Origin of the sequence: Roseovarius sp. MMSF_3281 (assembly GCF_030733685.1) — a bacterium.
In the GTDB taxonomy this organism is placed as follows: Bacteria; Pseudomonadota; Alphaproteobacteria; order Rhodobacterales; family Rhodobacteraceae; genus Roseovarius.
Genome location: NZ_JASHIM010000022.1, coordinates 25,295 through 41,443, shown reverse-complemented (window position 1 = coordinate 41,443; position 16,149 = coordinate 25,295). Strand labels below are relative to the sequence as shown.

The 16,149-nt window shown below is 59.8% G+C and carries 15 protein-coding genes and 1 tRNA gene; 7 read left to right on the top strand and 9 right to left on the bottom strand.

The annotated features are described in order from the left end of the window. Nucleotides 1-39: 39 nt before the first annotated feature. The 7 genes from RBB32_RS17610 to rpmH form a co-directional block, all read right to left on the bottom strand. The gene (locus tag RBB32_RS17610; RefSeq protein WP_306154599.1) at nt 40-1,212 is read right to left on the bottom strand and encodes an HlyD family type I secretion periplasmic adaptor subunit; all 1,173 of its coding nucleotides are present in this window, start codon (nt 1,210-1,212) and stop codon (nt 40-42) included. Then, entirely contained in the window at nt 1,209-3,344 is a 2,136-nt protein-coding gene (locus tag RBB32_RS17605; RefSeq protein ID WP_306154598.1) for a type I secretion system permease/ATPase, read from the bottom strand. The genes RBB32_RS17610 and RBB32_RS17605 overlap by 4 nt, the downstream gene beginning before the upstream one ends. Before the next feature lie 27 nt (nt 3,345-3,371). Beyond that, the gene (locus tag RBB32_RS17600) at nt 3,372-4,715 is read right to left on the bottom strand and encodes a TolC family protein (protein WP_306154597.1); all 1,344 of its coding nucleotides are present in this window, start codon (nt 4,713-4,715) and stop codon (nt 3,372-3,374) included. Between the two features lie 284 nt (nt 4,716-4,999). Continuing rightward, nucleotides 5,000-6,640: a hypothetical protein gene (locus RBB32_RS17595; protein WP_306154596.1), complete on the bottom strand. Its 1,641-nt coding sequence runs from the start codon at nt 6,638-6,640 to the stop codon at nt 5,000-5,002. Nucleotides 6,641-7,661: 1,021 nt separating this feature from the next. Then, a complete protein-coding gene (gene yidD / locus RBB32_RS17590; protein ID WP_306154595.1) occupies nt 7,662-7,901 on the bottom strand; it encodes a membrane protein insertion efficiency factor YidD in 240 nt (79 codons plus the stop codon). Continuing rightward, nucleotides 7,898-8,299, bottom strand: coding sequence for a ribonuclease P protein component (gene rnpA / locus RBB32_RS17585; RefSeq protein ID WP_306154594.1), 402 nt, complete (start codon nt 8,297-8,299; stop codon nt 7,898-7,900). The genes yidD and rnpA overlap by 4 nt, the downstream gene beginning before the upstream one ends. 25 nt (nt 8,300-8,324) lie before the next feature. Further along, nucleotides 8,325-8,459: a 50S ribosomal protein L34 gene (rpmH, locus tag RBB32_RS17580; protein WP_005980833.1), complete on the bottom strand. Its 135-nt coding sequence runs from the start codon at nt 8,457-8,459 to the stop codon at nt 8,325-8,327. 284 nt (nt 8,460-8,743) lie between these two features. On the opposite strand from rpmH, the gene RBB32_RS17575 reads away from it, so the two are divergent. From RBB32_RS17575 to RBB32_RS17555, 5 genes are all read left to right on the top strand, one after another. Further along, nucleotides 8,744-9,475 (top strand): TVP38/TMEM64 family protein, encoded by a 732-nt coding sequence (locus RBB32_RS17575; protein WP_306154593.1) that lies wholly within the window; start codon nt 8,744-8,746, stop codon nt 9,473-9,475. 3 nt (nt 9,476-9,478) lie between these two features. Then, entirely contained in the window at nt 9,479-10,897 is a 1,419-nt protein-coding gene (locus RBB32_RS17570; protein WP_306154592.1) for an NAD(P)/FAD-dependent oxidoreductase, read from the top strand. A gap of 12 nt (nt 10,898-10,909) precedes the next feature. Further along, complete coding sequence (locus RBB32_RS17565) at nt 10,910-12,295, top strand: HAMP domain-containing sensor histidine kinase (protein ID WP_306154591.1); 1,386 nt, start codon at nt 10,910-10,912, stop codon at nt 12,293-12,295. Nucleotides 12,296-12,362: 67 nt separating this feature from the next. Then, a tRNA-Arg gene (locus tag RBB32_RS17560) sits at nt 12,363-12,439 on the top strand. Between the two features lie 184 nt (nt 12,440-12,623). Beyond that, nucleotides 12,624-12,809, top strand: a complete 186-nt coding sequence (locus RBB32_RS17555) for a hypothetical protein (RefSeq protein WP_306154590.1) — start codon at nt 12,624-12,626, stop codon at nt 12,807-12,809. Between the two features lie 7 nt (nt 12,810-12,816). Here RBB32_RS17555 and RBB32_RS17550 read toward each other — a convergent pair whose 3' ends face one another. After that, entirely contained in the window at nt 12,817-13,533 is a 717-nt protein-coding gene (locus tag RBB32_RS17550) for an RlmE family RNA methyltransferase (protein WP_306154589.1), read from the bottom strand. Next, entirely contained in the window at nt 13,533-14,648 is a 1,116-nt protein-coding gene (locus tag RBB32_RS17545) for a Ppx/GppA phosphatase family protein (protein WP_306154588.1), read from the bottom strand. The genes RBB32_RS17550 and RBB32_RS17545 overlap by 1 nt, the downstream gene beginning before the upstream one ends. Nucleotides 14,649-14,887: 239 nt before the next feature. Here RBB32_RS17545 and RBB32_RS17540 point away from each other — a divergent pair, with 239 nt between their 5' ends. Together RBB32_RS17540 and RBB32_RS17535 are read left to right on the top strand one after the other, a co-directional pair. After that, nucleotides 14,888-15,184, top strand: a complete 297-nt coding sequence (locus RBB32_RS17540; protein WP_306154587.1) for a virulence factor — start codon at nt 14,888-14,890, stop codon at nt 15,182-15,184. 26 nt (nt 15,185-15,210) lie between these two features. After that, nucleotides 15,211-16,149, top strand: coding sequence for a methylenetetrahydrofolate reductase (locus RBB32_RS17535; protein ID WP_306154586.1), 939 nt, complete (start codon nt 15,211-15,213; stop codon nt 16,147-16,149).

Sequence of the window (16,149 nt, the reverse complement as noted above, 5' to 3'; positions counted from 1 at the left end):
TTGGCATCGTGATACCGGGTGCCCCCACACCCGCCATCTTTAGCGCAGTCTGGCCCGGGTAAGTGGCCGCGTCAGGTAACTCAGGATCGAACGCTTGCCACTTTCAATATCGACCTGCGCGACCATCCCCGGACGAATGGCGAATTCTTCACCAAACCGTTCGAGATAACTGGTTTCGGTGCGGACCATGACGCGATAGAAATCCTGTGGACCCTGTGCCGTATCCTCTTCCACGGTATCTTCGGATATCTGGGTCACCTCGCCCTGCAAATCCCCGTAAGTCGCAAAGTCATAGGCCGTGATCTTTACGCTTGCGGGCATCCCGGGGGCGACAAAGGCGACATCCTGCGGTTTGACCTTCGTTTCGATCAACAGCTGATCGTCCGTCGGGGTTATTTCCATGATCGGCTCCCCGGGCTGCACCACCCCTCCAAGGGTGGTGATCTCGATGTTGTTGACGCGGCCGGCCACGGGCGATTTGATTTCGGTCCGTTGAAATTCGTCCTGCTTCTGGATCAGGTCCTGCTGCAAGGTCGTCAGTTTTGCCCGGCGCGTGGCAAGGTCCTTGTAGGCATCCTGCACATAGGCATTGCGTACCTCGTTGATCTTTCCGTCCAACTCCGCCTTCTGCTGGCGCAGTTGCAGCAAGTCTATCTTGCTCACCGATCCGCCGGCGGCCAGAGGGCTTGTAATTTCGATCTGGCTCTCGATGGTGCCGCGTTCTTCCTTGAGGGAGGCCAGCGATGCTTCCAGCTTTTTGCGCCGCGCTTCGAACAGGCGCAGTTCGGTGACTTCCGACTCGTTCGGCTTGGGCCCGAAGTCGAGGGTCTGCTGTTCAAGCACTTCAGCTTCAAGACGCCTCACCTCGGCGGTCAATGCGGTGATTTCCGCTTGTGTCGCATTGAACGCAGTTTCAGACCTCGTCGGATCGAGCCGGGCGATCAACTGACCTTCCTTGACCAGGTCGCCTTCGCTGACATGCAGCTCCGCAAGGATACCTCCCTCAAGGCTCTGAATGGATTGCAGGCGCCGCAATGGAACAACCCGTCCATCACCGCGGGTAATTTCATTGATTTCGGCCATCGCCGCCCAGACCACCGCAATGATCAACGACAGCACAACCGTCTGGATCACAAGCCGGGACCGCTTTAGCGTTTGCCGCTGATAGCTCCCGTCGATATGACTGGTGGTCATAAGCTCCGAACTGCTCATTTCACGGCCTGCACGGGTTTGCTCTGCGCCGAATTCGAGCGCGCAGCGTTCAGGATTTGCAACAGGTCGCCATCACGCGCAATCCGCCCGTCCTTCAGGACGATGGCGCGCTCCGTCAACCCAAGCAATTCACGCTTATGGGTCGAAATGATTGTCGTCCGCCCCTTAAGCCATTCGTTCAGATGCCCGATCACCTTGTTCTCGGTCACATGATCGAAGGCCGAGGTCGGCTCATCAAGCAACACCACTTTCGGGTCCTGCAAAAGAACACGGGCCAGACCTATAGACTGACGCTGCCCGCCCGAGACATTCGCGTTGCTTTGGATCTGAAGGTCAAGCCCACGAACGTGCTGGCGCACGAATTTTCCAAGCCCCACCGCATCCAGCGCCTGAAGCAATTCTTCATCGGAATGCAGCCCGTGATCAAGCAGAAGGTTTTCCCGCAACGTCCCCTGGAACAAGGCAACGCTTTGCGGCAGGTATCCGATCTGGCGGCGCCGGTCGATCGGGTCGATCTGGCTCAGCGCGAGATCGTCCAACAGGACACTGCCGGCTTGCGGATCGGTCAGACCTGCAAGCAGCCTTAGCATTGTGGATTTCCCCGCACCGTTGCCGCCAAGAAGGGAAATCCGCTCCCCTGCAGCAATCTTCAGTTCGGGAATGGCCAGAACCGGCGGTGCCTCAGGATCATGGCGAAACACCACATCCTGAAGATGATAATCCCCCGTGACCGAGGTGGACCGTACGAAATGACGATCCGATGGCCGTTCGACCGGCAACTTCATGATTTCGTCAAGGCCGACCATCGCGGCGCGAACATGCTGCCATTTTGCCAGAAGGCCAGCCACCTGCCCCATCGGCGACATCGCCCGCGTGGACAACAGCGTACAGGCGATAAGGCTACCAACCGTCAACTCGCCGGCCCCGATCAGGTAGACGCCGGCGATCACGACACCGGCATAAGCCAAGCGCTGCACCGAACTGACGAGCTGTGTCATCAGGGCCGTCAAATTGCGGGTTTTGACTGCCGTCGTCGCCATGGTTGCGTTCAACTGCGCATGTGCACGTTGCAAACGCCCCTCTGCGCGGGCGGCTTTCACGGTTTCCAAGTTGGTAATGGTTTCCAGCAACAACCCGTTCAAAGCTGCCGCTTCGCGGTTGTTTTCCTTGGACGCATGGGCAAGTTTCTTTTGCATCAACAGCCCCGGAAGAACCGTCAGTACAACACCGGCCAGCACAACCAATGCGATGGGCCCGCCAATGAACCAGATAACCCCAAGGAAGATCAGGACAAAGGGCAAGTCACAGATCGCCGTAACCGTACTTGACGTGAAAAATTCACGCACCACGCTGAAATCACGCACCTGATTGGCAAACACCCCGGTCGACGCGGGCTGATTGGCAAGCCGCATATTCGCGACCTTGTCGAAAAGTTGTGCCGACAGGCGCAAATCAAGATCACGTCCCGAGACATCCACCAAAGAAGAGCGCATCAACCGCAGCACCAGTTCAAGCACGATGGCGATACCCACCCCGCTGGCCAGAATCCACAGCGTATCCATGGCATTGTTCGGCACGACACGGTCATAAACCTGCATCGAGAAAAGCGCCGTGGCCACCGCAAGGACATTTGCCGCGAAAGAGGCGATCATCACATCGCGGTAAATCCACCAGTTTTCCCAAATCGGCCCCAATAACCAGTGCCCGCGCCCGGCCTTGTTAGACTCCAAGCGGTCGGACACGATATCAATCGGTTTTGATATCAAGGTGGTCCCGTTATGCAGACGCTCAAGTTCCTCAAAGGTCCAGATCGCTTTCCCGCCACCGGATTCCGGCAAAACCACCTTGACGCGCGCGCCCGTCAACTCTTCGACAATCAATGTGCGTCCGTCCTTGAGGCACGCAAGGACCGGAAAACTATGTTCCGGCAGGTCGCGCAGTGACTCTTGAGTGCTCCGGCAACTCATGTTCGCCCGCCGCAGGGCCAACGGTGCAAGGTCCGGGGTCAAAAGGCTGCCCTCATCGCGGGGCAGCCCTTCGGTCAATTGCGTGACCGAGGCTGAAACGCCCTGCAACCGGCACAGCTCCAGAAGGCCCAAAACAAGAGGGTCGTGAGATACTACATCCTTCATATCAGCGATCCTCGTTCCATCCCGTTTTCATTCTCTGGCCCCCCGCACAGACAGCATTGTGCCCAGCACGCCCAATTCCTTGGCCGCTTCGTACTCGGTACGCTTGCGGTCATCGTAGGTGTCGATCTCGTCGATTTGCGCATCGTAAAGATCACGGCCAGTCGTCAGAAGGTCCAGAATCTCACGCTGCCCCGCAATGAACTGATCTTCATAGGAGCTGAGGACTTTTTCCGATTCAACGAGCTGTGCCGCCTTGGAGCGTTCGCTCCGGCGTAACAGGTCCAAGCGTTCAAGCGCATTGTTGGCCGCGTTCATCAGTTGGCGCTCTGCCCCACGAAGCGAGGCCTTGGCGCCCTCCACCTCAAGCCGCGCGGACTGGATTTGCCGCTGGCCGAAACCGCGGGAATTCAGGTCGACCCCGGCAGAAATCCCAAGCGCCGTTTGCGTATCCCCGCCATTCAGGTCGGTGCGGCCCTGCGCCTGCAAATTGATCGTCGGAAATCTCTGCGCCTTCGCGGTCTGAACCCCGGCCTCGGCTTCCGCAAGAGAGGCACGCGCGGCAATATACTCCGGCGCAAGCTTGAGCGCCGAGCGGATCTTGCTCGCGGAACCGTAATGTTGGGAAAACTGTATCGCGGGCGGCCGCAGAACACTGCTGAAGGGTTGCCCGATCAGGAATTCGATCTGGGCCAAGGCGATCTCGCGATTTGCCAAAAGTTCCGACATTTTCTCATCCGCACGGGCAATTTCCAGGCGGGCACGCGCAACTTCACTGTTGTCGCTGACACCGGCCCTTGCCCGATCCAGTGCCTGGTCGGAAAGACGCCGGGCAAAAGCCATATAGTCTTTCGTATTGGCAATTTTCCGGTCCATCACCTCGACATCGAGGAAAAACCCGGCGATCTCGAACGTTAGGTCCTCGATCGCCATCTTGAGATCGGAAACGGCCTGAACCCGCACCTGCGAGGCCTCCTCGATCTGGGCGCGTGTCTTGCCCCAGTCGAACAGAACCTGCGTAACGCTAAGGGTTACACCCGGGCCATCACTATCCGTTGTACTACTTTCGCCCGAGAGGCTGATCGAGGGGAAATAGGCATCGCGCGCGGCGTCGATATCAACGGTTTTCGCGGCGACTTCCTGCCGCAGCGCTTCGACGCCGGGGTCATTTTTCGTTGCAATTAGAACGGCTTCCTGAAGCGACATCTGCGCACGGGCCGGAACGGCAAGCGTCACGATCAAAAGCGCCGAACAGATAAGCAGCTGCGCGGCAAGCCCGCAAAATCCACCCGCTGCTTCCCGCTGCCCCGCCGCCGAAAAGGAACGCGGCGTGCCAATGCGATAACGGCTCTGAATCGGGAAAGAAAACGTCATACCATGGAGCTCGATTTGCCAAAGCCCTGAGCGAGCCAAGTTTCGATTACCCCCAAAACACGTCTAGCACATTCTTTTGACATCACAAATCCTAAAATACCGCCCTGCGCCAAGGGCAGCCCCCCTTTTTATTACCCCCAAAAACAAAGTCACTCGAAAATAAACCAAAGAGGTTACGCAACCACTAAGCGCACCTCATTTGGGTACCTTCTATTTCACGGCAAAAGGTACCTTAAAGATTAATCTTTTATTTCAGAATGTATTTCAACCCTAAGGGTGTCCATTTACACGGAATCGTCGTTATCCGGTAACAACCCATCAAGCAGCGAAGCATCTGTATCGAGCGGAAGGCTCTCCTCGGCACCGCCAGCGACATCCGCAAGGACGCCACCAACCTGGGTGCCCAGACCTTCCACGCCCTCAAACAGCGCTCCGAACACATTCTCGCCCACGGCAACATCCGCACTGGACGGCCCGAGGATCTCGTTGAGAAGATCATCGACCTCGCTGTCCGCCACGGCATCCGCGGCGGCGCCCAGAATACCCTGCCCCGCAAGCGACCCTGTCAGGCTGTTCTCACCGACAAGCCCGGCATAAAGGTCGTCGACCTCGTCGGCCTCCCCCTCGGGAACATTCATGTTGAACGGATCGTCGTCACCAAGCAGGCCGGACAGCACACCGTCCTCACCACCAAGGATCTCTTCAACGGGTTCCGTCACGCTCTCGTCGGCACCGCCCAACAGGGAATCTCCTCCCAGAAGTCCGTCAAGGAAACCGCCATCCCCGGACTCCTCCTCGCCCGCTGCCGTGTCACTGCCGTCTGCGGTTTCTTCTTCTTCGCCGCCCGAGCCAAGCAGCCCGCCAAGGGCGCTGCCTTCACCGAAAACACCGCCTAGAAGGCCATCAGAGCCCAGCAGGTCACCGACAACCGGAATATCCGCGACAACCTCATCCACGAGGCCGCTTTCACCGAACAGATCCCCGACCAGATCGGATACGATACTGTCTTCACCGATAAGGTCATCCACGACACCACCGCCGAGCACCGGGCTAAGCAGGCCATCCAGAACGCCATCGTCCGCAATCAGCGGATCCAGAAGATCATCAACGACGCCATCTTCACCAAGAAGGTCGGCCACAAGCCCTTCGTCGCCAATGACAACCTGAATCGCACCGCCCAGGAAGCCGTCTTCGCCAAGCAACCCTTCCAGCACGTCAAGGTCCAAAAGGCCGTTTTCGCCGACCACGGTGCCAAGCACGTCGTCAAGGACACTGCCCTCGCCGAGCAGTTGGTCAAGCACCCCGCCTTCTCCAGCAAGCGAATCAAGCAGGCCATCGACGATACCGTCGTCGCCCAACACGGGGTCAAGCACCGGCCCCAGCAGCCCGTCCGTCTCTGCATCCGGGTCAATCAAATCCACCGCTTGGGCGGCTTCCCCGGTCACATCGGCGGTCGCAAGAATCGTGTCGTCTTGGTCTTCTTCCTCCGACAAAGCGGCAGCCATGGCCGCCGCCGCCGAGCCGGCATTCCCAACCTCGGTCGTCCGGCCCGCCGCCACGACGGGCGCGGACGCCGCAAAAGCAGCCTCTACAGGGGCGTCCCCATCCTCAAGGGTGTTGTCCACAGGGGCATTCGGCAATGGCGCTTCGGGGTTCGTCGTGCCCGCATCCTTTTCGGCACTTACGGGCGCTTCGGTGGAATCCTCGTTCGTGGCATCGTCTGGCTTGGCATCACCGGCCAGCGCCACGGAAGGCTCTGTCAGCCCCCCCTGCAACACCAGCCCCATACCGATGGCACTTGCCGACGCACCGTTTAAGCCGGACCGCGCAACCGGGCGACCCGACTCTGGCAACGTCACCGAAAAGGGCGATAAATCACCACTCTCCTGCCGCTCCACCGATACGTCTTTTCCCTTTTTTGCCACCTCTACCGACCTTCTCCGATACCTGACGCCGAAAAGCGCGCATTAAACTCAAAACTCACGTGATCGAGACAATACTTGCCCGAAAACAGTACACCCGACCGTGACACCAAACGAAAAAGGGGCATCACGCTGACAACCGAGCAAAAGACAGCCTTATCCACCCCGCGAAATAAAGAAGCATTATTTCGTATATGTCAACCATACCAATGCCAAAAATAGACTACTTTTTCACTAACACCCCAGAAATCCCCACCGTATAGCGGTATCGACACACAGATCAAGGTGCGCGCGATCAAAATGTATCTTAAACGAGCCCAATTCAAGGCCTAACGATAAAATCGGCCTCGCCGACCCCTCTTCCTACTACCGGATTTGCGCATAGATTACCAAAGCCCCCCTGATCCCTACACGGATTTCCCCAAGGGCAATTGGTGCCCGCTTCACCCCTTCACTCCCTGCCACACTGGCCGAAAAACCAATCGCCCCATGGCGACCAAGCCTTTAGCAGTGGATAGCCGCAACAAATACATGCTTTGCATAGCCTAACTCAACTTTTGCCCGTATTTACACCCCTTATGCGCATCACTTCACATTTCCATAACCTTATGGCGAGAGGCAGGTTGCCGTTGCCCATGCCGTCACGAACGCATGCTCAACCATCTGCTCGATGCAAACCTCCGCATCATCGGAGGCCGATACGGCACGTTTTACGAGGCTGGCATGGTAGAACGGTCACACAGGTCGATGGGCAGAAGGTCTAGCTTCTCAACTACAAAGGCGATGTCGATCTCGAAGCCCCCCGGGCAAATGCGAACGCTTCCACAACATCCACGGACTGCGCGGTGCGCACAAACAAAGACACCTTACGAAGCACTCAGAGAAAAGCCATGATTAAGGGCGTACCCCCAAAGCGTAATGCTATGACCTATATAGCTTCTAAGTCTTGGCAATGAACCCGCCGGGGGGGGCCGGCCCACCCAAAACTGCGCTATCAAGGTTCCAAACGATACAGCCACGCGTTTCAGCGATCTTTTTCGGGTTTCTCCGGCACCGGATCATAGCCACATTGCCCCCAAGGGTTACAGCGGATAATCCGCTTGAAGGCCAGCCAACCGCCTTTGATCCCACCATGCTTTTCCAAGGCCTCTAATGCATATTGGCTGCAGGTCGGTTGATAGCGGCAATTGAACCCAACCCAGGGCGAAAAAATCAGCCGATAGGCCTTCACCGGCCACGACAGGATATGCGCCAAAGGGGTCATTTTCCGTTTGAGTGCAATCGCTTGAGGGCGAATTTCAGATCCCCCTTCAAGTCTTCGAAATCTCGCTCGGCGGTGGCTTCTTTCCGCCCGATCAGCACGTAATCCCAGCCCGGCTTGCCCTGCCCCGGCAAGACCAGCCGCGCCACCTCGCGCAGCCGCCGCTTGGCCCGGTTGCGCGCCACCGCGTTGCCCACCTTCTTGGAACAGGTAAAGCCAACGCGAATGGCCGGGTCGCCATCATCGCGCTCACGCCCCTGCACCATCATCGCCTTGGTGCCCTGCTTGCGCGCCCGCGCGGCCAACAGGAAATCACCGCGTTTTTTCAAGGTTTCAAGACAAACGGAAACCGCCGGGGGCGCTATCCCCGCGTCTTTGTCGGGGGCCTCCGGCGGTGTCATGATCCGTAAATCCTATGACTGAGGCTTACGCGCTCAGCGACTTGCGGCCACGCGCGCGACGCGCGTTCAGGATCTTGCGGCCAGCTTTGGTGGCCATACGCGCACGGAAACCGTGGCGGCGCTTGCGAACCAGGTTCGAGGGTTGGTAGGTGCGTTTCATCGCTCCGTCTCCGGTCTTTGGGCGGGCAAACACACAGGAATCGCGGCCAGCCCGAATTCATTTCGAAGCCGGTCTATAGAGGCCCTCCGCCCCCAAGTCAAACCCGGCCCATGCCTTTTGCAACAATTTCCGCAAGGTTTTGCGTCATTCCTGTTACAAAGCTGCAAAATACCGAAGTTTAAGGGCGAATTCCATCAACACCCATCACCCCCGCGTGAGCCCTATAGCCAGCAGCGCCCGGCATGGTCATCTTGTCGGCAACCGCACAAGCCGGGACAGAACCGATGAACGACATGACTCAAACCGAAAAAGCCCATCCTTGGCGACACGCCCCCCTGATCCTCATTATTCTCGGAGCGATGATCGGGTTCTTTACGCTGCGTGACTACCTGTCGTTCGAAACCCTGCGCGAGAACCGCGAGGCCCTGCTTGTCTTTCGCGACACCCATTACCTTTCCATGGTGGCGGTTTTCGTCGCGGTCTATTTCGTGATCGTGGCCTTCTCGCTGCCCGGTGCGGCGGTGGCCTCTGTCACCGGCGGGTTTCTCTTTGGGCTTGGTCTTGGCACCACGTTCAATGTCATCGCCGCCTCGCTTGGGGCCGTCGCCATTTTCCTTGCGGCACGCTGGGGTCTTGGACGCACACTCGCGGCCCGCATTGAAACCTCGGAGGGCACGCTGAAGCGCATTAAGTCAGGCCTGCAAGAGCATGAAATCAGCGTGCTTTTCCTGATGCGCCTTGTGCCCGCCGTGCCCTTTTTCGTGGCTAACCTGCTGCCCGCCCTGGTGGGTGTCAGGTTCTTCAACTTCGCCTTCACCACCGTTCTGGGTATCATCCCCGGCGCCATCGTCTTTACCTGGATTGGCGTGGGACTGGGCGAGGTTTTCGATCGTGGCGAAAGCCCCGACCTCTCCCTTCTGTGGGAGCCGCAAGTCATCGGCCCGATCCTCGGCCTTTGTTTTCTCGCGGCCCTGCCCATCGTTATCAAAGCCCTGCGTGGCAAAAAGGACATCTGACCCATGCATAAGATCGACACTGACCTGCTGATCATCGGGGCAGGTTCGGGCGGCTTGTCCGTTGCCGCCGGGGCCGTGCAGATGGGGGCTGATGTGACCCTTCTGGAGGGCCACAAGATGGGCGGCGATTGCCTGAACTACGGCTGCGTCCCCTCCAAGGCCCTGTTGGCCAGCGGCAAGGCCGCGCACCGGGTCAGCCACACCGGGGCTTTCGGCGTGGCAGACAGCACGCCACAGGTGGATTACGCCGCCGCCAAGGATCATGTTCACGATGTCATCGGCACCATTGCCCCGCATGACAGCGTGGAACGATTTGAGCGCCTCGACGTACGCGTGATCACTGAATATGGTGAATTCATCGACGCCAAAACCGTCAAGGCCGGAAACCACGAAATCACCGCCCGCCGGATCGTTATCGCCAGCGGCTCCTCGCCCTTCGTGCCACCGATTCCGGGGCTCGAGTCCGTGCCCTACGAAACCAACGAAACGCTGTTCGATCTTCGCGAAAAACCCGATCACCTTCTGATCATCGGCGGTGGCCCCATCGGCATGGAAATGGCCCAGGCGCATCTGCGCCTGGGCTCCAAGGTTACAGTCATCGAAGGGGCCAAAGCCTTTGGCCGCGATGATCCCGAATGTGCCGCCGTTGTCCTTGACGCGCTGAAAGCCGAAGGGCTGGAACTGGCCGAAGAGGCGCTGGCCGATACCATCTCGGGAAAGGCGGGCAATATCACCGTCACCTGCAAGGATGGGCGCAGTTTCACCGGCTCGCACCTGCTGATGGCCGTGGGGCGCAAACCCAATATCGACAAGCTCAACCTCAAGGCGGCAGGCATCCAGGCCACCAAGGCGGGCATCAAGGTGGATGAGGGCCTGCGCACCACGAACCGCCGCGTCTACGCCATCGGCGATGTTGCGGGCGGCCTGCAATTCACCCATGTCGCGGGCTATCACGCGGGCATCGTTATCCGCTCGGCCCTGCTGTCCCTGCCCGCCACGGCGAAAACCGAGCATATCCCATGGGCGACCTACACCGCCCCCGAACTGGCCCAGGTGGGCCTGACCGAAGCCAAGGCCCGCGAAATCCACGGCGAGGCCCTCGAAGTGGCCCGTTTCACCTATGCCGAAAACGACCGCGCCATCGCCGAACGCCAGACCACTGGCCTGATCAAAGTCATGGTGGTCAAAGGCCGCCCCGTGGGCGTGTCGATCGCGGGGCATCAGGCGGGTGAACTCATTGCCATGTGGTCCATGGTCATCGCCAATGGCCTCAAGATGAAACATGTGGCCAACATGGTTGCCCCCTACCCGACCATCGCGGAAATCAACAAGCGCGTCGCAGGGGCCTATTTCTCGCCTCGCCTGTTTGATAATCCTATGCTCAAACGGGTCGTGGGGCTGGTGCAACGCTGGCTTCCCTGATTAGGGCGTACAATGCGGTTTCTGAATACTCTCTCCGGGCGCTTCCTGCTTCTGACGGCGATCTTCGTGATGCTGGCCGAGGTGATGATCTTCGTCCCCTCCGTCGCCCGCTATCGCGAGGATTTTCTGATTTCCCGGCTGGAACGCGCGCAAATCGCCTCGCTGGCGCTTCTGGCCAATGAAGACATCAGTGCCGAGTTGGAACAGGAACTCTTGCAAAACGCCGGGGTTTTCAACGTCGTGCTGCGCCGGGACGAGGCCCGCCAGCTGGTTCTTTCTTCGGACATGCCCAAACCCATCTCGGCCACCTTCGATCTGCGCAACCCGACGGCCACCACCCTGATCTCCGATGCCATGGCCCGGCTTTTGGAACCCGAGAACGAGGTTATTCGCGTGATCGGCGATCCGGTCAAGATGGCCGGACTGCTGATCGAGGTGACACTGGATACCGAGGATCTCCGCGCTGCCATGCTTGACTACGGGTTGCGCATCCTGTGGCTGTCGCTCGTCATTTCCCTGGTCACCGCAGGGCTCCTTTTCCTCGCGGTGCAAGGCATCCTTGTGAAACCCATCAAACGGGTCGTGGGCCATATGCAATCCTACGCCGCCGCCCCCGAGGACGCCCGCCGCGTGATTCAGCCTTCCGCGAGAATCTCGGAACTGCGCGAGGCCGAGGAAACCCTGAAACTCATGCAGACCCAGCTTACCGGCTCGCTCAAGCAAAAGGAACGGCTGGCGCAGCTGGGCGGGGCCGTCGCCAAGGTCAGCCACGATTTGCGCAACATCCTGACCTCGGCACAGCTTTTCATCGACCGGATTGAAATGAGCGAGGACCCCACCGTCAAACGCATGGCGCCCAAGCTGGTGAACTCCATCACCCGCGCCGTACACCTGTGCGAAACCACGCTGGCCTATGGCAAGGCCGAGGAACCGGGGCCGACGCTTTCGCGCTTTCGATTGGCCGAGATCGCGGGCGACGTGGTGGAAAGCGAACGCCTTGCCGTGGGTGACGCGCAAATCAGCTTTGCCGAGGATATCCCCGATCAGATGATGATCCGCGCCGATGCCGAACAGATGTATCGCATCCTGTCCAACCTTGTGCGCAACGCGCGACAGGCTATCGTCAACGCCGGCCAACCCGGTGAAATCGCCATCGCGGCCAGCGAATCCGATGACACATGGACCATCCGGGTCAGCGATACAGGCCCCGGCCTGCCGCCCAAAGCGCGCGAACACCTGTTCCAACCCTTCCAGGGCGGGGCCACCAAGGGCGGCGCCGGTCTGGGCCTGACCATCGCCGCCGAACTGGTGCGCGGCCACGGCGGATCGCTTGAGCTGGATCACAGTGACGAAAGCGGCACCAGTTTCCGCATCGACCTTCCGCGCGGCGGCCTCTAAATTTGCGTGATTTTTTGCAAAGCCCCCCTTGCGCTACCCGCGCGCAAGGTCTACATCCCGCCCTCACGGACCGATAGCTCAGCTGGATAGAGTACCTGACTACGAATCAGGGGGTCGGGGGTTCGAATCCTCCTCGGTCCGCCACTTCTCCCCACAGAACATGGCGGAAGTACCGCCCGAAACAGGGTTTCGCGGGTGGCTTGGATTATGGCGCGCTCCCGGCGAAACCGCCGCAAATCATCACAATTTCGCACGACACCCGCGCCAAATCGGCCTTAATGATCTGGCAATGGTTCTGCCTCAGTATCCGTAAGGCACGAGGGGAATCATGTCTCACATCATTCAATCCACGAAGGCCGTGCGCCTTGCGCGCTTGTTCGAACTGATCCGGCAACGCAACATCGCCGGTCAGGTCAGAACCCACGCCGCACCCGCCAACGCCGCCGAGGCAAAGCTTTTCCGCCTGCAGGCCGAACGCTCGATCAGCGCCGCCTCGGAAAGGCGGGCCAGCTAACCCCGCCTCAGCCCCGGAACCCCGTGGCGACCACGAATTTTTCCGAACTGTCCGCGCGCGATGCGGGCGGTTTCACGTTGGCGACCTTGGCAAAGCGTTGCTTGAGCAGCTTTTGCAATTCCCCCTCTGCCCCCCCGGCCAGAACCTTGGACACGAAGGTGCCCCCGTCTTCCAGCACGTCAAAGGCCAGATAGGCCGCCGCCTCGCATAGCGCGATGATCCTCAAGTGATCGGTCTGCTTATGGCCTGAACTCGCCGCCGCCATGTCGCTCATCACCACGTCGGCCTTGCCGCCCAGCCAGTCCTTGACCTTGTCGTCGGCCCCGTCTTCCATGAAATCCAGCTGGTGTAACTCGCAGCCCGCGATCGGCTCAACCTCTTGCAGGTCCACGCCAAGGATCGACCCCTGCGCCTTGCCTTGCTTTTCGCCAAGCGCATTCACCCTCGGCACCGCCACCTGGCACCAGCCGCCGGGCGCACAGCCCAAGTCGACCACCCGCGCACCAGGCACCAGAAACCGGAATTTATCGTCCAATTCCATGATCTTGTAGGCCGCGCGCCCGCGATACCCATCGGCCTGCGCACGCTTGACATAGGGGTCGTTCAACTGCCGTTGCAGCCACCGGGTTGACGATGGCTTGCGCCCGCGGGCGGTTTTCACCTTCACCTTCAAATCGCGCTGTCCACGCCCCGAGGTGTTCTTGCCGTCCGGTTTTTTCGCCATCAGTCCCGTTCGTCCTTCAATACGCCGTCTTTCGCCATCTGCGCATAAAGCATGCCTTCGCGCAGGCCGCGATCCGCCACCGAAAGCCGGTCGGTCGGCCAGCACCGCAAAAGCGCCTGCAAAATCGCCGCCCCCGACATGATCAACGCCTGCCGGTCCAGCCCGATCCGCGGGTCACGCCGCCGCCCCTCGGGCCCAAGCGTCAGATAGCCACGGATCACCTTGTCGATCTCGTCGCTGGTCATCCGCAAACCGTCCACCTTGTTCCGGTCATAACGCTTCAATCCCAGATGGCTGGCCGCCACGGTCGTCACCGTGCCACTGGTGCCGACAATCTGGAATCCCTCGCGCACCTGTTCATCCTTGTAGGGCGCGAACTCGGCCAGGTTTTCCTCGAAAAACCAACTCATCAGAGCAAAGCGCGCGCTGTCGTCCTCCACGTCGCGGAACTGGTCGCGCAGGGTTGCCACCCCAAGCGGCACGCTGATCCAATCCACCACCTTGGCGGCGGGCCTCCCGGTTTCAGGACAATGAAAACCGCTGTGCATCCGCATGATGGCGCGCCGCCGCTCTGGCTTGGGCACGTCCCGCAGGTCGATCCAGACAAGTTCGGTCGAGCCGCCGCCGATATCCACCACCAGCAACTGATCGGTGTCCCTGCTCACCAAGGGCGCGCAAGAGACAACGGCCAGTTGCGCCTCCTCCTGCGGTTCGATGATATCCAGGTTCAGGCCGGTCTCACGCTTCACCCGCGCCATGAAATCACGGCCATTGCGCGCCCGGCGGCACGCCTCGGTCGCCACAAGCCGCATACGCTTGACCTTGTGGCGCTTCAGTTTCTGCTGACAGACACGCAAGGCCTGAATGGTGCGATAGATAGAAGACCGTGACAAACGGCCAGACTTCTCCAATCCCGCGCCAAGCTGCACGGATTTGGAAAAGCTATCGACCACCTTGAACTGCCCCCCGTCCGGGCGGGCAATCAACATGCGGCAACTATTTGTTCCCAGATCCAGCGCCGCATAAAGCGGCCCTGTGGACCCGGGGGGAATCAGTGCGGGGCTTTCGACCGCTTTGGGGACCGCGCCCGCACTTCCGGGACGCTTGGGCGCCATCGTAACACGCCCTCCATTTCGAGTTATCTTGAAAGTAGTGCCTCAAGGCCCCTCGCGCAAGCTGTTGTAAATCGCCACATGTCGATCATGAGATGTTTTCTATTACGCCCCCATGGCGCCACGCCAAGGCCCGCGTTAGTCTTTGCGCGTCGCATGATGTCTGCGTTCTGTCGAAAATCGACCCCGACGGCCCTTCAACCTGCTTTAGACACGAGCCTACCAAAATAGAGGAATCAGCCATGGTTGACGTCACAATCGTATACTGGCGGGACATCCCCGCACAGGTGATCGTGGGCAAGGGCCGCCGGGGTGCGAAAAAACCGCTTCCCGAACGCTTCGAACAAGCCATCGACCGCGCCGCCATGAAAATCGGCGCCTCAGATACCGATGCTTACCTCGCTGAATGGCGCAAGGCTGCCCCCTATCAGGTCGAGGGTGATCCCGCCGAAGTGGCCGAAACCGAGGCCACCCGTCTGGACACGGAATACGATCAGGACCGTATCAAGCAACTGATCGCAAACGAAGGCTGGGCATGAGCCCGAGATCGCTATGGGAGGCCGCAATGGCTCTGTTGAACTTCAAGAAACGTGACGCAGGCGCCACCGCCCCTGCCCCCGTCAACCCGCAGGTCGAAGCCTTCTTGCAAGGGTATTCGATCGAGGTCATGCCGCGCACGGCGGAAAAGGTCGAAAACTTCCGCGACCTGCTGCCCGAAGGCACCCGCGTCTACATCGCCCATATCGAAGGCACCCCGATCGAGGACATGGTCGCCACCGCCAAGCGTCTCGCGGACGAGGGCTACCCGGTGATGCCGCATTTCCCGGCGCGCATCATCAAGGACGCGGCGACGCTGGAAAACTGGATCGCCATGTATCAGGGCGAGGCTGGCGTCGATCAGGGCCTCATCCTCGCCGGCGGCGTTGAAAAACCGCATGGTGATTTCCACGCCTCGACCCAGCTTCTCGAAACCGGCCTGTTCGACAAGGCGGGCTTCAAGCGCCTGCACGTTGCCGGCCACCCCGAAGGCAACAAGGACATCGACCCCGACGGCTCGCGCAAGAACGTCGACGAGGCACTGCAATGGAAACAGAAGTTCAGCGAAACCACCGACGCCGAAATGGCGCTGGCCACCCAGTTCGCCTTTGACGCCAAGCCGATCATCGCATGGGCCGACGCCCTGCGCGAGGCGGGCATCACCATGCCCATCCACATCGGCATCGCCGGTCCCGCGAAACTGCAGACCCTGATCAAGTTCGCCATCGCCTGCGGTGTCGGCCCCTCGCTCAAGGTTTTGCAAAAACGCGCCATGGATGTCTCCAAGCTCCTGCTGCCCTACGAGCCGACGGATGTCCTCCACGAACTGGCCGCTCACAAGGCCGCGAACCCCGATTTCAACATCGAAAAGGTTCACTTCTTCCCGCTTGGCGGCATCAAGACCAATGCCAACTGGGCCATCGAACACGGCGGCGCCTCGGGCGTTCCCGCAAACCAACAAGGATAA

Coding starts and splice junctions, on each gene's coding strand:
- RBB32_RS17610 (WP_306154599.1), bottom strand. CDS start 1,212: ATGAGCAGTTCGGAGCTTATGACCACCAGTCATATCGACGGGAGCTAT.
- RBB32_RS17605 (WP_306154598.1), bottom strand. CDS start 3,344: ATGAAGGATGTAGTATCTCACGACCCTCTTGTTTTGGGCCTTCTGGAG.
- RBB32_RS17600 (WP_306154597.1), bottom strand. CDS start 4,715: ATGACGTTTTCTTTCCCGATTCAGAGCCGTTATCGCATTGGCACGCCG.
- yidD (WP_306154595.1), bottom strand. CDS start 7,901: ATGACCCCTTTGGCGCATATCCTGTCGTGGCCGGTGAAGGCCTATCGG.
- rnpA (WP_306154594.1), bottom strand. CDS start 8,299: ATGACACCGCCGGAGGCCCCCGACAAAGACGCGGGGATAGCGCCCCCG.
- rpmH (WP_005980833.1), bottom strand. CDS start 8,459: ATGAAACGCACCTACCAACCCTCGAACCTGGTTCGCAAGCGCCGCCAC.
- RBB32_RS17575 (WP_306154593.1), top strand. CDS start 8,744: ATGAACGACATGACTCAAACCGAAAAAGCCCATCCTTGGCGACACGCC.
- RBB32_RS17570 (WP_306154592.1), top strand. CDS start 9,479: ATGCATAAGATCGACACTGACCTGCTGATCATCGGGGCAGGTTCGGGC.
- RBB32_RS17565 (WP_306154591.1), top strand. CDS start 10,910: ATGCGGTTTCTGAATACTCTCTCCGGGCGCTTCCTGCTTCTGACGGCG.
- RBB32_RS17555 (WP_306154590.1), top strand. CDS start 12,624: ATGTCTCACATCATTCAATCCACGAAGGCCGTGCGCCTTGCGCGCTTG.
- RBB32_RS17550 (WP_306154589.1), bottom strand. CDS start 13,533: ATGGCGAAAAAACCGGACGGCAAGAACACCTCGGGGCGTGGACAGCGC.
- RBB32_RS17545 (WP_306154588.1), bottom strand. CDS start 14,648: ATGGCGCCCAAGCGTCCCGGAAGTGCGGGCGCGGTCCCCAAAGCGGTC.
- RBB32_RS17540 (WP_306154587.1), top strand. CDS start 14,888: ATGGTTGACGTCACAATCGTATACTGGCGGGACATCCCCGCACAGGTG.
- RBB32_RS17535 (WP_306154586.1), top strand. CDS start 15,211: ATGGCTCTGTTGAACTTCAAGAAACGTGACGCAGGCGCCACCGCCCCT.